The sequence below is a fragment of the Nocardia sp. NPDC051463 genome, from assembly GCF_040681975.1.
In the GTDB taxonomy this organism is placed as follows: domain Bacteria; phylum Actinomycetota; class Actinomycetes; order Mycobacteriales; family Mycobacteriaceae; genus Nocardia.
The window spans coordinates 74,130-91,293 of record NZ_JBFBAB010000030.1 but is presented as its reverse complement, the minus strand read 5'-3'; the positions used below and the strand labels follow the sequence as shown (position 1 = coordinate 91,293).

At 66.6% G+C, this 17,164-nt stretch carries 13 protein-coding genes; 7 read left to right on the top strand and 6 right to left on the bottom strand.

Annotation, left to right across the window (positions count from 1 at the left end; translation table 11 throughout):
• From AB0M74_RS29415 to AB0M74_RS29405, 3 genes are all read left to right on the top strand, one after another.
• Positions 1-930: AMP-binding protein (locus AB0M74_RS29415; protein ID WP_366529538.1), on the top strand; the 930-nt coding region annotated here is incomplete at its 5' end.
• A gap of 178 nt (positions 931-1,108) precedes the next feature.
• Entirely contained in the window at positions 1,109-5,836 is a 4,728-nt protein-coding gene (locus AB0M74_RS29410; protein WP_366529537.1) for an FHA domain-containing protein, read from the top strand.
• Between the two features lie 49 nt (positions 5,837-5,885).
• On the top strand, positions 5,886-6,089 hold the full coding sequence (locus tag AB0M74_RS29405) for a hypothetical protein (protein ID WP_366529536.1): 204 nt from the start codon (positions 5,886-5,888) through the stop codon (positions 6,087-6,089).
• Positions 6,090-6,102: 13 nt separating this feature from the next.
• Here AB0M74_RS29405 and AB0M74_RS29400 read toward each other — a convergent pair whose 3' ends face one another.
• Positions 6,103-7,842 carry a hypothetical protein gene (locus tag AB0M74_RS29400; RefSeq protein WP_366529535.1) on the bottom strand — a complete coding sequence of 580 codons (1,740 nt, stop codon included), beginning with the start codon at positions 7,840-7,842 and terminating at the stop codon, positions 6,103-6,105.
• 288 nt (positions 7,843-8,130) lie between these two features.
• A complete protein-coding gene (locus AB0M74_RS29395; protein WP_366529534.1) occupies positions 8,131-8,616 on the bottom strand; it encodes a DUF6194 family protein in 486 nt (161 codons plus the stop codon).
• Between the two features lie 444 nt (positions 8,617-9,060).
• Here AB0M74_RS29395 and AB0M74_RS29390 point away from each other — a divergent pair, with 444 nt between their 5' ends.
• Positions 9,061-9,345 (top strand): antibiotic biosynthesis monooxygenase, encoded by a 285-nt coding sequence (locus AB0M74_RS29390; protein ID WP_366529533.1) that lies wholly within the window; start codon positions 9,061-9,063, stop codon positions 9,343-9,345.
• A 59-nt stretch (positions 9,346-9,404) separates the two neighbouring features.
• Here AB0M74_RS29390 and AB0M74_RS29385 read toward each other — a convergent pair whose 3' ends face one another.
• Both AB0M74_RS29385 and AB0M74_RS29380 read right to left on the bottom strand, forming a co-directional pair.
• Positions 9,405-10,067, bottom strand: a complete 663-nt coding sequence (locus tag AB0M74_RS29385; protein ID WP_366529532.1) for an NAD(P)H-dependent oxidoreductase — start codon at positions 10,065-10,067, stop codon at positions 9,405-9,407.
• A complete protein-coding gene (locus AB0M74_RS29380) occupies positions 10,064-10,972 on the bottom strand; it encodes an alpha/beta hydrolase (protein ID WP_366529531.1) in 909 nt (302 codons plus the stop codon). The genes AB0M74_RS29385 and AB0M74_RS29380 overlap by 4 nt, the downstream gene beginning before the upstream one ends.
• Before the next feature lie 121 nt (positions 10,973-11,093).
• On the opposite strand from AB0M74_RS29380, the gene AB0M74_RS29375 reads away from it, so the two are divergent.
• From AB0M74_RS29375 to AB0M74_RS29365, 3 genes are all read left to right on the top strand, one after another.
• Positions 11,094-14,372 carry a BTAD domain-containing putative transcriptional regulator gene (locus AB0M74_RS29375; RefSeq protein WP_366529530.1) on the top strand — a complete coding sequence of 1,093 codons (3,279 nt, stop codon included), beginning with the start codon at positions 11,094-11,096 and terminating at the stop codon, positions 14,370-14,372.
• Positions 14,373-14,970: 598 nt separating this feature from the next.
• On the top strand, positions 14,971-15,162 hold the full coding sequence (locus tag AB0M74_RS29370; protein ID WP_366529529.1) for a hypothetical protein: 192 nt from the start codon (positions 14,971-14,973) through the stop codon (positions 15,160-15,162).
• A gap of 14 nt (positions 15,163-15,176) precedes the next feature.
• A complete protein-coding gene (locus tag AB0M74_RS29365; RefSeq protein WP_366529528.1) occupies positions 15,177-15,629 on the top strand; it encodes a Rieske (2Fe-2S) protein in 453 nt (150 codons plus the stop codon).
• Between the two features lie 8 nt (positions 15,630-15,637).
• Here AB0M74_RS29365 and AB0M74_RS29360 read toward each other — a convergent pair whose 3' ends face one another.
• Together AB0M74_RS29360 and AB0M74_RS29355 are read right to left on the bottom strand one after the other, a co-directional pair.
• Positions 15,638-16,105, bottom strand: a complete 468-nt coding sequence (locus tag AB0M74_RS29360) for a VOC family protein (protein ID WP_328411443.1) — start codon at positions 16,103-16,105, stop codon at positions 15,638-15,640.
• A gap of 110 nt (positions 16,106-16,215) precedes the next feature.
• The gene (locus AB0M74_RS29355; RefSeq protein ID WP_366529527.1) at positions 16,216-17,163 is read right to left on the bottom strand and encodes a hypothetical protein; all 948 of its coding nucleotides are present in this window, start codon (positions 17,161-17,163) and stop codon (positions 16,216-16,218) included.
• Position 17,164 lies beyond the last annotated feature (1 nt).

The following is a 17,164-nucleotide window of genomic DNA, read 5'->3' as shown; positions in this document are numbered from 1 at the left end:
CCCGACGAGCACCGACACTTCGACATCATCGAAAAGTACGGCGTCACCATCTATTACACCGCTCCTACCCTGGTCCGGACGTTCATGAAGTGGGGCCGCGAGATCCCCGACGCCCACAACCTGTCCTCACTGAGACTGCTCGGCTCCGTCGGCGAGCCCATCAACCCGGAAGCCTGGCGCTGGTACCGGGATGTCATCGGCGGCAACCGAACTCCGATCGTGGACACCTGGTGGCAGACCGAGACCGGCGCCATCATGATCTCCCCACTACCCGGCGTCACCGCGACCAAGCCCGGCGCCGCAATGGCTCCGCTGCCCGGCATCTCGGCCAAGATCGTCGACGACGAGGGCACCGAACTCGACAGCGGTCATTCCGGTTTGCTCGTCCTCGACCAGCCGTGGCCGTCGATGCTGCGCGGCATCTGGGGCGACATGGACCGGTTCCGGGAGACCTACTGGGACCGATTCGCCGACGCCGGTTGGTATTTCGCCGGTGACGGCGCCAAGCTCGACACCGACGGCGACCTGTGGGTGCTCGGCCGCGTCGACGACGTGATGAACATCTCCGGCCACCGCATCTCCACCGCCGAAGTCGAATCCGCCCTCGTCGGGCACTCCGGAGTCGCCGAGGCCGCCGTCGTCGGTGCCAGCGACGACACCACCGGTCAGGCCATTGTCGCGTTCGTCATCCTCACCGCGGGCGCGAACAACACCGGGTCGGCATTGATCGCCGAACTGAAAGCCGAAGTGTCCAGGGAGATCAGCCCTATCGCCCGCCCACGCGAAATCCATATCGTCCCCGAACTCCCGAAAACGCGCAGCGGCAAGATCATGCGCCGTCTACTCCGCGACGTCGCCGAGGGCCGAGAACTCGGCGATACTTCGACCCTCGTCGACCCGAAGGTCTTCGAGACCATCGCCCGCGGATAGACGACGCGGAATGCGGCGGACCCGGCCACCACAGTGATGAGGGGGACCGGGTCCACCGCTCCGCGATTGCGGTGACTTAACCTAATATCACCATTCCCAACAGAGGGAATAATTGGTGTAGTCGGGAACTACCTACACTTTTCCGGAGAAAGTTGGTGGGGCACGAAGGCGGGCTGCGATGGACGCGAGCAGTCTGCTGGCCGAGGTCCCTTTCGCCGTGCGAGACCTCGTCATCGGGAATTGGCCCGATACCAGCGTGGCGGGCACGCGGTGCCACGGTGATGCGTATCGGCAGACCGGTGAGGCGCTGAACGACTCGGCCGATCAGTACGAGGCCGAAGCCTGTCGAGTCGAGCAAGCGATCGATGGCGCCACCCAAGAGGGATTGGCCGACCGGCACCGCACGGTCGCGGTGGCTATGCGCAATCAGGCTGCGGTCTGCCTGGACATGGGGAAACAGTGTCACGACCTCGCTGATTCCACCCTGGAAACGCAGCATCTGCTGATCATTTCGGGGATCGTCCTCGGCGCACAGCTAGCCTACGACGCGCTGCTGTTCTTTCAGGGCGGCGGGATGAAAGCGGTCGCCGACCGGCTGGCCGCCGAGCAGGCCATGCGCGCGACGGCGGCGCGGCTCACCGTGGCAGTGGCCGAAAACGCGGCCGCCGGCACCGCGCGCCGCGCCGCACTGCACGGAGCCATCTCTGCCGCCAAAATCGGCGCTCTGACCAGTGCGGTGACCAGCGTCGGCGCCCAACTATGGGACATCAACGGCGGTATCCGCGACGGGTTCGACACGGGCTCGTTCTTGGAACTGCTCGCCGGGGGCGTGCTGGGCAGCATCGCGGGCGCGGAGGTCGGCCGACGGATCGCTCCGCGCATGTTGGACTGGTTGGGCGGCCGAGCAACCACCAACGTGGGCCGCCTCTCGGCGCACGTGGGCGGCACCATGATGATCGGCGCCGGGGGCGGCGTGACAGGCGGCGTCGTCGGCGCAGTGCCCTCGCTGATCATCTACCACGAAGACATTCACAGCATCGGCGACGTGTTCAAAATGGTTCGCCAAAGTGCCATCACGGGCTTCGGCGGCGGCTTCGCGGGCGCGGCCTTCAGCGGATTACGGGTCCACCAGGCGGGCCGCAATGCGTTTCGTGAAGGCGGCGCATCGTCCCCGTTCGCGGCGCGTCACCGGGAGTTCGCCGCTCACATCAACGAACTATTGCGCTCCGGCGAACCGCCGCGGGTCGAAACGATAGCGCGGACCAGCACTGCGGGAGACTCGGCGAAAGTGGTGGAAAGGCTCACCTTCCACGGCGGCACCGAGGTGATCCACGAGGTGGTGTCGAATCGGCAGCACGCGCACGCGGAATTCCTGGCGTCGATGGTCGGCGAGGCGGTGGGGGCGCGCGTGCCCCTGGTGCACGTTGTCGGTGACCACGTCTACGTGGAGATCGCCCCCGGCAAGCCTGCGCAGGAAGCGTATCCACGCGATCGGCACGCGGAGACGCGGTTCCACGGCACGCCCTCCGGAATGCGCCTCGGCGTCCTCGACACATTGGTGGGTATGTCGGGCCGCTCCGAGCACTGGACAGTCGATCGCACCGGCGACGTGTGGGGAATCGACAATCGCCGCGCCTTCGAGGACGCCGGAGTGATCGGTCCCTTCTCGAAGCAATTCCAGGAACACGGGCCCAACGGTGAGATCCATTGGAAGGACCACTCTCTCGCACGATCGGACGTGCAGGAGATCCGACAGCGGGTCGAAGAGCTGCGCCCGGCGTTCTTCGCCGCGGGGCGGCGGGACTGGCACGAGGTCATGCTGCAGCGGCTGGACATGTTGGAGCAGCATGCCGTTGGTGCCACCGGCCTGCCCGCGCACACCCCTGGGCCCGTGTCACCGCCGCGTGATGCAGGTGAATCACGCACTCCCGCACAGGAATCCAACAATCGAAGGACGGATGGTGGAGACCGAGGGGTGTCGCCGACGCCACATAACGACCGACCTCCGCCCCTCGGTGAGGGTGTCCGACCGCGAACATCCTCACGCCACACCGGAGACGACGGCGTTGCGGGCATTCCGCGGATTCGCGAGGTCGAGCCGCCGGTGCGCGAAGAAGTCGACGTTCCGGCGACACCGGAGCAACGACCGCCTGACAGACGGCTGCGCCTAGTCGACGAGCCACCCGATGACACTCCACTCATACGCGATGAGAACGGGCTGCGTCCAGCCGATGAACCGACCTATGACGGACCGCCGACTCGAGCGCTTCCGCGCGTGGAGCCGGATCACCGACGAGCCTACGGCGACGACAACCGGATGGCGGCGGCTCCACCTCCAGCAGGACAAACCATGTTCTACCGCCATCCCGACGGCGGTTATGTAGAAGTGGTTTTGACAGGCCCGGACGGTGCCGCAGTCCCGCTGCGACTGATTCCGGGCCAGGAGTATGTGCTCGGACGCGGCGATGGCGCGCTGCTTCAGCACGCAGCCTCCGACCATGCCATTTCGCGCCAGCACGCGACGATCAAGGTGGACGAGCAAGGCCACGTATTGATTCGCGACAACGAGTCGAAGAACGGCACCTTTGTCGACGGCAAGCAGGTGGCCGGCGGCGCCTGGGTGCGCATCCACGACAGTCAGAAGATCGTGCTCGGTCGCAAGCTCGAGGTCGGTGTCAATTTCCAACGTCAGATGGCAGAAGTACGGCTGTTCGGTGATAACGGGCCTGTACTCAAGGTGTATCGAGGGCAGAGCACCGATATCGGCCGTGGCATGGTGCACCCGGACGCACCCAAACGCATGACTATTTCTGGGAATCATGCGCGTGTCGGCATGGACGAGAACGGCCGAGTGTGGATCGAGGATCGCGGCTCGACCAACGGCACCAGGGTGAACGACAACGAACTCACCAAGGGGGTACGGCAAACACTGGAACCAGGCGACCGCGTACAGCTCGGTGGATATCGCGATGAGGCGCAGTTCCAACCGCCGGATGCGGCGATCGGCGCGAGTCCAGTCCACCTGCAGTTCGGCACCGGCCCGGACGCGATACCGGTGCGACTCGACCCCGGACGGTCGGTCCCGATCGGCACCGATGAAAACTCTCCCTTCGCAACGCAACTGCGCGGGGTCCGGGGTGTCGGGGAACGCCACGCCACGCTCGGCCTGGACCACGACGGCAGGCTGTGGATTCGCGATCATCCGGGGTCGGAGGGAGTGTGGGTCAACGGGGACAAGATCACACCGAACCAGCGAGTCACGCTGACCGAAGGCGACAATGTCCGGATCGGTCCCGAGTTCGTTGGTGCAGCGCGTCTCGGAGGTGAGCAGCGTCCCGAACTCCCGCCGGCCGCGTTGCACTTCACCGGGAGCCGACGAAGACTTCCGATCGACCTGGAGCCTGGACAAGAAATCCGGGTCAACATCGACGAACTACAAGGCCACCCGGTGTTGATCTCGCGCGACGGCAAGGTGCTGTCCGGGCGAGAAATCACTTTCGGGCGCGACACCGATGGTCGGACCTGGGTTCACGACCCGAACCCGAACAGCTGGGCCGAGGTCAAGGTCAACGAAGAGCGGGTACCCCCAGGCGAAAAGCGGTACCTGCGCGCCGACGACAACGTGACGCTCGAAGGGATCTCCACCCGACTTCAAATGGGTGAGGAAGCGCCCCTTGTCCTGCGATTGTCCGACCACGAGAACGGCCCAGTGCTGGCGATTCGGCGCGGCGAGGAGGTACTGATCGGCAGTCGCGCCGACTTGCCGATGTCCAATCAATTCGCCGCCAACACCTCGGTGTCCCCGGAACACGCCACCATTTTCCGTGACGAGTACGGCCAGTTGTGGCTGCGCGATGAGCATTCCACGGCTGGAACCTGGGTTGACAACATCAGGGTCGACCCGGACGCAAGACCTCTGCGGGTCCGTCCCGGCGACCAGATTCGCTTCGGGGAATGGGTCGGCGCAGCGCAATTCGCGGATGGCCACCACGAGAACGCCCAGCGGCTTTTGCCGGTGAAACTCAACAGCTCACACGGGGATATCTCCCTCGATATCGTGCGCGGCGGCGAACCGATGTTGCTCGGTCGGGACAACTCCAGCCTTCCCCCCGGGCTACCCAAGATCGCACAGGTATCCCGTCAGCACGCCAGTATCGGCGTCCATCCGTCCGGCCGGGTCTGGATCCGTGACGAAGGATCGTTGAACCACACCTACGTCAACGGCAAGGAGATCGCGCCTGGTGTGAAAGTCACGCTCAATCCAGGCGATCGAGTAGAGCTGTCCAGCGCCTACGACTTCACCATCGCCTTCCCGCCCGCCGAAGGCGGCATTTTCGTCGACATCATGGACCAGACGCCGGAAACAAGGCAGGCTTTGCAGGAACTCGGCCGGGTGCCTCATCGCATCTACCAACGCGTCAGCGAATACATGAATGCCGTACCCGGTGGCGGCATCGTCATCGGCAACAGGCCACTACTGGAGCTGCCAGGCACGGAGAGCCTGCACGGCCATACTCCCTACGGCCGTCCGCCGGGAACAAGCTGGAATACCGTTCAGGGTGTCTTTATGGGTGGTCCGCGGCGAATCGTCATCAACTCCGGCGGCAGCAGCGGCAGCCACAATGTGACCTGGCACGAATTCGGGCACGCCACCGACGCAGCGTACGGCACCGGTGGGGAGTGGCTCAGCAGTCAGCCGGAATTCCGCAGTCTCCACAAGGACATCCTCGAAACCATCGGAAAGAAGAAGAAGTGGAACGATTACTACGACGAGCCCGCCGAAGCGTTCGCAGAAGCACTCGCCGCATGGACGAACGGCAATCCCAAGCAGATGCTTAAATTCACCCTCGGGAACGAAAGACTCGCCAACCGATTGAAGGACTACTTTGACCGCGTACTCAGATGACTCCGCCCCGCCTATGCTCGCCGAGGACGGCGTAACTATCCTTCGACAATTGCGTGGCCGGACCGAGGATGGTGTCTACTACCGTGGCGTCGAGGAGTTCCATCCCGGTGACCCTGACTACGACGTCATGCTGCCGATCGCTCGGGAAAACCCGATCGAACCGGACTATCCGCCGCAACGCCCGGTGGATCCTGACACCATGGCCACGATCCTGCACGACGCCGGCTTGGACACACCGACCGAGAACAAGTAGCGCCAGCCCATAGTCACATCGAACCGGGAAAGCCATGGCGGGCCGCCCGCCACGAATGCTCGCGGGCAGTCTCGACCAACAGGCGATGCAGGACGCGCGCGGGCGGTGCGGCCTGCCCGCCGTTCATCGCCGTTTCGGTGAACCCTTCGGCCAACGCCGCGGCGGGCTCGAATCGCCCGCCACGGAAGCTGTGGCCGCTCAACTGCGATCGCCACTCTCGGAAACCGGCCACCGTGCGGTTCAGCGAACCCCGGTCCTCCGGATCCAACCCCGGCAAGTACGCGGTGATCAGTGCACGCCTTGCCGCGGTGCGCGCGCGGAAGCCGCCCGCTACATCGAGTGCTCCACCGAGCTCACGCACGATCGACGAATACACCGGTCGCCGTAGATATCCCAGCGCGAGCGGACCCGCACTATCGGCCACGGCGGTCTGCTCCAGATAGTTCGGGTCGGTCGCCGCACGTGCCGCCAGCACAATCCGTGCGGTGAACAACACCCGGTCGGTCGGCTCGACGATCATCACGGATGCGTCGTCGGCGGCGGAGACATCCACCGATGTGGTGGGTTCCGGCGCCGAATCCCACTCCAGGCGGGTCAATTCGCCATCCGGAAGGTCGTCGATGCCGATGGCACGGACATCGATGTCCGGGTATCGCGGAAGTATGTCGTGCACTGCGGCGGCGATCTCGGCCAGCACCTCGTCGGGCACGCCGAAGGTATCGAAGCCGAACGCCTGCACGCTGTGTCGCTCGGACAGTTCTCGCGCAAGCCGGGCCGCAACGGACTCGACAGCGTCCACCGTTGGCCTCGCGGGCTTGCGGTCCGGCTTGTCGGCCTTCCGCGGCGGTCGTGCCGCGGGCCTGCCCGGCATGCGCGGCGGAGAGTCGGATGCGCCCGAGCCGGGGACGGCGACGCGAGGGGGTCGATCCGCGGCGGACTTGGACCACGGTTCAGCCGTGCTGGCAGCCACGTCCTTCGCCGCCGCAGCCATACCCGGTCGCCCTGACGCACCTGCCGACGGCGTGGCGGTCGGAGCGTTTTCCTGCACCGGTGGGGTGCGTTGGGCGTCTGCTCGATGAGCTGGATTCAGGCTCGTCCCCGACGCACCGCCGCCGCCGGTGCCGCCGCCGGTGCCGGTGCCGGGTCGATTCGGGTCGGATCGATTCCCCTCTTGTTGTCCGGGCCGACGTTCAGTGGCTGGTACGCCATCCGGAGTGCCTATGGCGGCCGGATCGGATGTCGGCGCTGTGCCGGGTGGCAGGGATGTCGGCAGCGCGGCGGCGAACGGGGTGCTGGCTGCTGTGGCGGCCGGCTGCGTACGGGCAGTGGCGTCAGCGGAGGGCTGCGCAGCGATCGGAGTGGTCATGACGTTCGGGTCGGTCTGGTCCGGGACAGCGCCATCGCCGCCGGGGAACCGTGTCGAGCTGTTCCCGGTCCCGAGACCGGCGTCGCGAATTTGCCGCCCACCAGCGAAGTCCTGGTGCTCGAAGTTGTCAGCGAGTTGGCGCAGGTCGCCGCCGGCCTGCTGCAGCACCTGTACCAGGCTGTCCAGGTCGGACAGGGCTTGGTGTTGTTCCGGGACGAAGGACTTGCCGAATGCCTTGCCGGTGTCGTCGTCACCCCATGGTGCGGCCTCATCGCCTACGACGGCCCTCAACGCTTCGACCGCCGCTTTCACTTCCGCACCGATTCGATCGAACCCCGGAGCAAGGGCCCGCAGCCGATCCAGATCGGCCGAAAACTGCTCGCCCACGCCATTCTCCCTGCGCCCGTGGCGTTCGAGTTTCGCCCTGAGAGCTGCTGCCGACAGATTACCCGCTCCTGGCAGCCGCGCACCAATGCAACGATGCCACCTCGAGGCGTGCGCTGCGCAACCGTCAGGGCACGGACCTGATCTTTCGGGTCGGCAGCGAATCAACGGTGACCGGACCGGCCGCGCACGGACCGGTCCTTCCAGCCGCTGTCATGCAGGGATATTCCTGTCCGCCACCAAGATCCATCGGCGCAGGTGCGGTCGCGACGTGCTATCGCCGCCGATCGGTCAGTCGGCCTGCCGTTGTCCGACCGAACGCCGGCGTGCGTGCCAGTTGGCATATTTGCGAGTGGTGAACCGGTAGGCCTCGGCCAACAGTGGCTCGATGGACTCGAAGGTCTCGTCGCTCGGGTTCACGACGCAGACCCAATGCTGAGCACCGTAGGTAGGGTGCGGCATCAGCTGATCCCTGACCGCGTAGTCGTAATCGGTAGTCGGCGTGCCGTTCTCGCCGCGACTAGTGGGCACCTGTCCGAACATCGCGGTAAAGGTGTCCTTGGTGAGGGAGATGTTCAATCGGTACGCGTCGTCGTGTCCCAGCGCGGAGACGGTGTCGTAGTTGTCGCCGGTGACGATGGTCGCGAACGGGATTTGACGCTTGGCAGGCAGGTCGCCGTCCGGGTCGTAGATGAAGAAACTGTCACCCAGATACCCGCTGACCACCACACCGTCGAACTTCTCACCGAGGTAGCGCTTCACTTCGTCGGCATCCATACCGAAACCTTTCTCTTACGAGATCACCTACCTTGAATTTTCTCATTGAACTTCCCAGTGAGACTTCTCTGAACATAAACCCTATTCAGGCAGAGATCATCGATAAAACCCTCAAACCCATGAGACAACCGGAGTCGAGGTGTGCGATCGGTGCGCGTCGCCGACACGACGCACCGGTTGCTTGCCGAGCGCGGGAGCGGGGCTCGGTCGCGGGAGACCGAGCAAGAGATCTGCGGCGCGGGAGGCAATTTCGACGTTTCCGCTCGATCCGACTGCCGCGCGGTGCGTGTGTGACGGTGGCCATGCCGCCGGTACCGCGGCCGGTGTTGACACCACCGCGGCGCGAGCTAAGATTGATGTATACGGCACCGTATATTTGAAAGTCGTTGTTACACAATCAAATTGCGAGAGCACCGATGCTCTCGCCGACGAGAGGCGAGTCGGATGACAGTCGGTTTCGTTGCCTTCCACTACCCGATGCCCGCACACTTCGACGAGTTTGTCGCCCGGGTGCACACAGTCCGCGAGGTCCTTCGCGCCACACCGGGCTGCCAGTCCGTCGAATGCTGGGTGACGAGCGAAGGAGACGCCGTCGTCTCGACGGCCGCATGGGATAGCGACGAGACGTATTCGGCGGCCTTCGCCGCCGTCTTCAGCGCGGGCGTTGATGCCACATTCGACGAACGCGAATGCCGCCCACGTCAGGTCTTCAAACTCGAATCCCGCTAGCCTCGGCACCGCCGGGGGACGCCACTCGTCGAGCCCGGGCCGCCGGGAGCGGAACGTTCTCACAGCACGAACGGCGTACCGGCGCGGGCGTCGCGCAATGCGCGGGCCCACCAGAGGAGTTGGTCCACCGCACCGTTGACGGATTCGTCGAGGTCGGCGTCGCGGCGTGGCCAGCTGCCGTCGGTGGCGAAGCGCTGCCACACCTTGGCAATGGGGACGGTGCGGCGAATGGGAACGGCATTCAATTCGCCGAACACCTGTCGCAGTTGGGCGGCGGCCTGGCTGCCGTCGGAGTCGCGGCCGTAGCTGACGACGGTCACCGGCTTGGCGGCCCATTCGCTGTCGAACCAGTCGATAGCGTTCTTCACAGCCGCCGGGAAGCTTCGGTTGTATTCGGGCGTGACCACGACGAATGCGTCGGCGGCAGCCAAGCGCTCGCCCAATTCGCGCACCGTCGGGGGAACCGGTTCGTCGTGATCGGTGAGCTGATCAGGTAGTCCGACGGTGGCGAGGTCGACGATGTCCAGCTCGACATCACGACGGCGGCGCAACCGACCCGCGAACCAACCCGCCACCGTCGGCCCGAATCGGCCGGTGCGCGTGCTGGCGAGGATCAGGGTCACCCGTACCGGCCGCGCGCTCGACGCCGCCCGGCCCGGTACGGTGCCCGGCTCGTCGGTGCCCACCGCCGCAGTCACGGTTCGATCGCCGAGTTCACTCATCGCACGCCCTCGGCGGGTGCATCGAGGAAGGCAGGGATGATCGGCAGCAACAGTTCTGGACGATGCACCAGGGTGACGTGGCTGGTGCCGGGCAAAATGGCCAGCTGTGCGTTCGGCAGGCCCGCGGGCGTGTCGCCCATGATGCCGCCGCCGAAGAGCCGGAACATCTCGACTGCGTGCTCGGGCCTGATGATGTCGGAGTCGCCGATCACCGTCAGCGTCGGCGCGGTGATCCGGCGCACCGCTGCCGCCGCGAAAGTGGGCAACGCGTTCTGGTCGTGATCCTTCACCCGCGCGACCAACCGCGGGAAGTCCTCGGGATGCGGCGCGTTCTTCATGTAGTCGGTGTAGAAGGGCGAACTATGCAGCATGTCGGGCCGCAGCTCGGCAAGGCCGTCCAGCAGCCCCGGGTGCATCGCGTCGGCGTCGAGGCCGCCCGCCGCGAGCACCTGCTTGCGCACCAGTTCGGGGTGCTTCAGCGAAATCTCCAGTGCGACACCGGCACCCATGCTGTAGCCGAAGATGTCCGCGCGTTGCACGCCGAGCTGGTGCAGCAGCGCCACGGTGTCCTCGGCCATCTGCGGGGTGCGTAGCGGCCGATCGATGTCCGCGGTGCGGCCATGGGCCTGCTGTTCGATAGCGATCACCTGGCGGGTCTTGGACAGTTCCGGAATCAGTTGACCGAAGTCGGTGCCGATGCCCGACAACGCGCCGTGCAACAACACCAACGGCGGCTGCGCGGTCGCAGTGCCGTACATCTCGTAGTACATGTGCAGACCGTTCACATCGGCGTAGGCGCGCGTCGTGGCCGGTGCGGGCGCAGGCCCCTCGGCGGCGGCCGAGCAGCCCGACAGTAGCGCGGTGGCAGCGAGGGCAGCGGCGACGAATGTGGTGCGCAGGTTCATGTCGGTTCCTTCAGTGGTCGATGTTCTTCGTTGGCACCAACTCTGGGCTGTGCACCTTCCGGTTTGTTTACGGTCGGATTCCGGTGCCGAGTACCGGTGTGGGACCGCTTAAGCTGCGGGTATGCGTTTCGGTGTGCTCGGTCCGTTGGCGGTCTGGACGGAGGCGGGCACGGTTGTCCCCATTCCGGGCGCCAAGGTGCGCGCGCTATTGGCAGACCTGCTGGTCAACGGCGGTCAGCCGGTCTCGGCGGATCGGCTCGTCGACGACATCTGGGCCGATGATCCGCCCGGAAACCCCGCGGGCACGTTGGCGGCGAAGGCGTCGCAGCTGCGCAGGGCGCTCGAGGATGCCGAGCCCGGTGGCCGCGAGCTGGTGGTGTCGCCACCGCCCGGCTATCGCCTCGGCGGCACCGACGTCGACGCGCTGCGTTTCCGCGCACTGGTGGCCACCGCTCGTGCGGCCACGGACACGGCCGCGCGCGTCCGGGCGCTCACCGAAGCGCTCGATCTGTGGCGCGGCCCCGCATACGCCGACTTCCGAGACGCGACTTTCGCCGAACCCGCCATCGCCCAGCTGGAGGAACAGCGGCTGGTCGCTGTCGAGGAACTCGCGGAGGCGCGACTGTCACTCGGCGAATATCGCGAGGTGGCGGGCGATCTCGCGACCTTCGTGCGTGAACACCCACTGCGCGAGCGATTGCGCGCGGGGTATTTGCGTGCCCTCTATGGGGCAGGCCGCCAGGCCGAGGCGCTCGACAGCTACGAGGACCTGCGCCGACAGTTGGCCGACGAACTGGGTCTCGACCCGAGTCCGGAGCTTGTTGCCCTACACCGCTCGATTCTGGGGCAGGAGCTCCAGCTCGCCGCGCCCCGACCGGAAACAGTACTGCGACGGCGCAATTCCAACATCCCGGCCCAGCGCACCGAGCTGATCGGCCGCGACTCGGATCTGATTCGGCTGCGCGACACCGTTTCCGGCACCAGACTGGTGACCCTGACCGGCCCCGGCGGCGTCGGCAAGACCCGGCTCGCGCTCGCCGCGGCCGCCGGACTGACCGAACGGTTCCCCCAGGGCGCCTGGCTGGTCGAGCTGGCACCGCTGCAGCCGACCGCGACCGACGGGTCGACCTGGCTGGCCGAGGCAGTGTCGCAGGTGCTCGGCATCCGAGCCACCGACGGCGCCGATCCGGCGGAGCTGCTCTGCGAGGTACTTGCCGACCAGGAACTGCTGCTGGTCCTCGACAATTGCGAACACGTTGTCGATTACGCGGCCGACCTCGCCGAACTGCTGCTCGGCGCCGCGCCGAACCTGCACATCCTCGCGACCGGTCGCGAACAGCTGCGACTGCCCGGTGAGGACATCGTCGCGGTGGCGCCCTTGACCGTGCCTGCCCGCGGTGCCGATCTCACCGAACTCGAACAGTCCAGCGCGGTAGAGCTTTTCCTGGCCCGGGCCCGTGCGAGCACCCGCGACTTCGTCCTCGACGCCGACACCGCCGAACCGGTCGCCATCCTGTGCCGCAGACTCGACGGCATTCCCCTGGCCCTGGAGTTGGCTGCGACCCGGGTGCGGGCGCTCGGTGTGCACGAAATGGTCGCCCGGCTCGACGATCGCTTCCGGCTGCTGGCCACCGGACATCGCGGCGCCCCACCGCGTCAGCAGACCCTCACCGCAATGATCGACTGGAGCTGGGGTCTGCTCGACGACGACGAGCGCGCAGTACTGCGCCGACTGGCCGTGCATGTGGGCGGCTGCACCCTCGACGCCGCCGAAACGGTGTGTGCGGAAGGGATCGGCGGTGACACCGCCGTTACCCGACTCGACCTGTCCACGGTCGCGGATATTGTCGCGAGACTGGTGGATCGCTCGCTGGTGCACGCCACGGGCAGGCGGTTTCGACTGCTCGAGTCGGTGGCGGCGTTCAGCATGGATCGGCTGGCGGAGGCGGGCGAAGCGGACGCGGTGGCTCGGGCCCACCACCGGTATTACCTGCGGCTGGCCGAACGGGCTTCGCCAGAACTGTATGGCGCGGACCAGCAGCGATGGTTGCATCGACTCGACAGCGAGGATGCGAACCTGCGGGCCGCACTGGACGGATTCGTGCGGGCGAATGACGCGGACCATGCGCTGCGGCTGGTGAATGCGCTGGCCTGGTATTGGCTGCTGCGTGGGCGGTTGAACGAGGCGCGGCGGTGGTTCGATGCCGCGCTCGCGCTGGGTGGCGCGCCCGAGCATCGCGCACCGGCTCTCGCGTGGAATACCGGACTCGCTTTTCAGCAAGGCGAATTCACCGACGGTGCCGCGAAGCGCGCCGCGGTGTTCGCGGTCTATGACACCGTCGACGATCCGACGGGGCGGGCTCGCGCCGAGTTGTTCCTCGCCTTCTCCGCGTTGGAATCCGGCGACCTACCGGAACTGGAAGCACTGGTGCGCCGAGCACTTCCGGTGTGTGAACAGCTGGGTGACCGCTGGGGTATCGCGGTCGCGCACGTGGCGCTGGCGAAGTCCGCGCACAGTCGGGTGGATCTGACCGCGTTGGAGCACAATGCCCGCTCGGCGGCACGAATCTTCGCCGAGATCGACGACCGCTGGGGCCGACTACAGGCCGCCGAATGGCTCGGCGGCCTTGCGGAACTGACGGGCGATCTGACCGGAGCCATCGACATCCACACCGAGGCGCTCGGCCTTGCCCAGGAGCTGGAACTGTGGGGCCAGGTGTGCACCCATCTGTGCTGGCTGGGCTGGATCACCATGCAGCACACCGACTTCGACCGCGCCACCGCCCTCGGTGCGCAGGCGCAGCGGATCGCGGCCGAGCACGGCTATGGTCCCGGGCGCATCTTCGCTTCGGTGGTGCTCGCCTTCGCCGCCCGGCGTGCGGGCAAACCCGATGTCGCGGAGCACCTCCTGCGCGACCTGCTGGCACTGACTCCGCCCGACGCCGAAGAGACGCCGCTGTTCGTCCCCATGCTCCAAGTCGAACTCGGCTATCTCCTCGAGCAGCGCGGCGAGCCCGCGGCCGCACTCGACCTCCAGCTCGCCGCCTTCGACGGCGCCCAACGCATCGCCGCCCCACGCGACACCGCTTTCGCCCTGGCCGGATTGGCCACCGCCACCGCAGGCCTCGGCGAATTCAACACCGCCGCAAACCTTTTGGGCGCCGCAGAAGCCGTCCGCCTCGCCAACGGCATTGCCTTGCTCCCCGCCGAACGCCCGGACGTCGACGGCCCGACCATCACCATCCAGGCCGCCCTCGGTGATCCCGCCTTCACCGCAGCCCACGCCGCGGGCGCGAAACTGACACCCAGTGCGGCCCGAGCGCTTGCCGCCGCCTCGCCCACCGTGAGCCACGGTCGCCGCCGGCCTCGGTTGATCACCCAACCGGGTGAACTGCGATAGCCATCTGTCGACAGCGCGTTCGTGGGCATAGATTCCGAGCGCGAATACAGCCGCGGCTTCGCAGGCGCCCCCGCACTGACAGCGCGACCGCCCGCGCCACCGGATGAACTGCACCGATCACCCGCCGCACACACCAGCGCGAGCACCCGTTCGCTAGCACGAGTACGGCCGAGGCACTGCCCACGACCAATAGCGCGACCCACCGCCGGTTGATATCAGCTCATCGTCCGGCGCGACAACCCCGGACGAGCACCGGTCGGCCGCACCGTATCGCGCGCTCTCGTGCGCCGCGTCCCCCCGGGAACAGCCTCGAGAGCCGCCCACTTTTCGGCCCGCGGCGCACGGCTGTTTCCGTAGCTCGGTCCGCGGTCCGCTGCGCATCCGTGGGGACCGCGCGCACGGCGTACCGATTGCTTTTCAGCCGCCTGACCGGCAAATAGACAGGCATGACACGCCGATCGACGGGTGCCGTGCATGTCGGTTCGAACCGTTCGGATGGTCTAGCACGTAGACAATGCGAGACAGCGATACCAGCGCAGCGTGCGGTTCAGAGATCGCTTCGGCCGGTCTATCGACGGCCGCGCATCGAGGAGACCCTATGAAACGTCTGGGCCCATTGCTCACCCTACGGGCGGTGGCCGGGCCGGCCACTGTCCTGCTCATCGTCACTATGTCCAAGGAGACCGAGCCGACGCAGGCGATTCCGTCGGTCACCGCGACGCAGGCCCACCGACTACCGGCGCGCCCACGGCAATTCCGTTCTCGGAGGCCGAACGGCATCACCTCCTGAAGGGAGATCGACCCATGACGAACAACGAGTTCATCCTCCAGCGGCGCACTGTGGTGGCAGGCGCGGGCGCGGTGGCCGCCGCGGCCGCGCTCGCCGCGTGCAGCACCGGCGATTCCGCTGCGGCACCCGCGCCGAAGCCCGCAACCACAGCGGCGCCGGGACCGAAGACCGTTGCGGTGCAACCGAATCCAAATGCCATCACCAAGACTGCCGATGTCCCGATCGGCGGCGGCGTGATCAGCGGCGACACCGTGGTGACCCAGCCGAGCGCAGGAAACTTCGTCGGCTTGTCCTCGGTCTGCACGCATGCGGGCTGCAAGGTGGCCGACGTCTCCGGCGGCACCATCAACTGCGCCTGCCACGGCAGCAAGTTCGGCCTGGACGGCTCGGTGGTGAACGGACCCGCGACCCGCCCCCTCGACGCTAAGGACGTTCGCGTCGAGGGCGATTCGGTGGTGCCGGGGTAAGCAGCCGGTCAGGAAGTGCCGAACATTTCGGCCATGCGCCTGTCCATCTCCTCCGGCGGGACGTCCTCGATATGGGTGGCCACCGTCCAGCGATGCCCCCACGGGTCTTCGAACGAGCCGCTGCGGTCGCCGTAGAACTGATCGGCTATCGGGGTGAGCTGCTTGGCACCGGCCGCGAGGGCGGCGGTGTAGGCGGCGTCGGCGTCGGCGACGTAGACGTGGAGATTGACCGGAGTTCCGCCGACGGTCTTCGGGTCGAGGAAACCCATATCGGGAGCGGGATCGCCGAGCATGACGACCGAACTGCCGAACATCAGTTCACAATGCGCGATCTTGCCGTCCGGACCGGGCATCCGCATCCGCTCCGACGCGCCGAAAATCTGTTTGTAGAAATCGATGGCCGCCGCAGCGCCGTCGATAGCCAATCCGGGCGAGACCACCGGATATCCATCGGGAACGGGTTTGACATCGGACATGATTGACCTCCGGTAGAAGGCGATGTGTCGGACAGGCCGAGCCTATTACCAGCCACCGGCAAAAATGCCCGATCCCACCGATCTAGCCATCGGACCCGCGATTCATCGGCTCATTCCGTCCACGTCACCTGCGTATTGATCGTCTGCTGCAACATGCTCGCGCTGCGCGCGTCGCGATAGGCCTGATGCCCGCCGACAGTGATGCAACCCGAGACCGGCAGCGGCAGCCCGAGATCGACGGTGATCGTTCCGGTGCCCTGCATGACATAGTCCTGGATGTCCAGCGTGCCCGCGTTATTGGGCATCGCCCACACCGATGTCTGCGGCTGCTGCGTCACCTCGAGTTCGATGGTCAGCCGGTCGCCGTCACGTTTGGTGAGCGTTGCCGTGGTCACCTGGTCGAGCGCGACACCGCCGGTCACCTCTTGGCGGACCGTCCACACCGCACCCTCGCCGACCGGCTGGTCGGGAAACGCGATCGAGCGGTAGACCGCTTGATAGAACGCCTGCTCGAGGGCGGCTCTCGCGGCGTTCGAGGTGTCCGGCGACGGCTCCAGGCGCAGTGCGGTGATCGCGCCGAGCTCGCTCATATCGAATCCGGCGTGGGAACCATCCGCGGCCGTCAGCGCCTTGGCGAGCGACGGGTCCGGGCTCGTGATGGTGCCGAGGGTGAGGTCGACGCCGTCGCTACCCGCCCGTGCGGTCATCGGGATGGTGAGCGCGGGCGTGGAGAAATCGCGTGGCGGCTGATCGTTGATCTGCTGCGCGATGCGGTAGTCGGTGTGCAAGGTCACTTGCTGCGCGGTGCCTGCCTGGTAACTGGGGCGCAGCAGGGCGCGCGGCTCGCTGCCCGGCGAGACGACCGTGGTGACCGCGGCCGAGATCGGCACCGTCACTTCCTTACCGATTCCGAGCGGCTCGGTGCCGTCGGATTCGTTGCGCCCCTCGGTCCCATCGCTGCAACCGACACCGAAAGCCGAAAGCCCGAGCGCGAGCACCATCAGCAGCACGCCCGAGCGCGCGACCCGCGGGCCGTGGGGGGAAGACAACACCGTCACG

Excerpts from the sequence above, each read along its gene's own strand:
- AB0M74_RS29395 (WP_366529534.1), bottom strand. The coding sequence starts at position 8,616 with ATGGATGCCGACGAAGTGAAGCGCTACCTCGGTGAGAAGTTCGACGGT.
- AB0M74_RS29390 (WP_366529533.1), top strand. The coding sequence starts at position 9,061 with ATGACAGTCGGTTTCGTTGCCTTCCACTACCCGATGCCCGCACACTTC.
- AB0M74_RS29380 (WP_366529531.1), bottom strand. The coding sequence starts at position 10,972 with ATGAACCTGCGCACCACATTCGTCGCCGCTGCCCTCGCTGCCACCGCG.
- AB0M74_RS29370 (WP_366529529.1), top strand. The coding sequence starts at position 14,971 with ATGAAACGTCTGGGCCCATTGCTCACCCTACGGGCGGTGGCCGGGCCG.
- AB0M74_RS29410 (WP_366529537.1), top strand. The coding sequence starts at position 1,109 with ATGGACGCGAGCAGTCTGCTGGCCGAGGTCCCTTTCGCCGTGCGAGAC.
- AB0M74_RS29365 (WP_366529528.1), top strand. The coding sequence starts at position 15,177 with ATGACGAACAACGAGTTCATCCTCCAGCGGCGCACTGTGGTGGCAGGC.
- AB0M74_RS29360 (WP_328411443.1), bottom strand. The coding sequence starts at position 16,105 with ATGTCCGATGTCAAACCCGTTCCCGATGGATATCCGGTGGTCTCGCCC.
- AB0M74_RS29385 (WP_366529532.1), bottom strand. The coding sequence starts at position 10,067 with ATGAGTGAACTCGGCGATCGAACCGTGACTGCGGCGGTGGGCACCGAC.
- AB0M74_RS29375 (WP_366529530.1), top strand. The coding sequence starts at position 11,094 with ATGCGTTTCGGTGTGCTCGGTCCGTTGGCGGTCTGGACGGAGGCGGGC.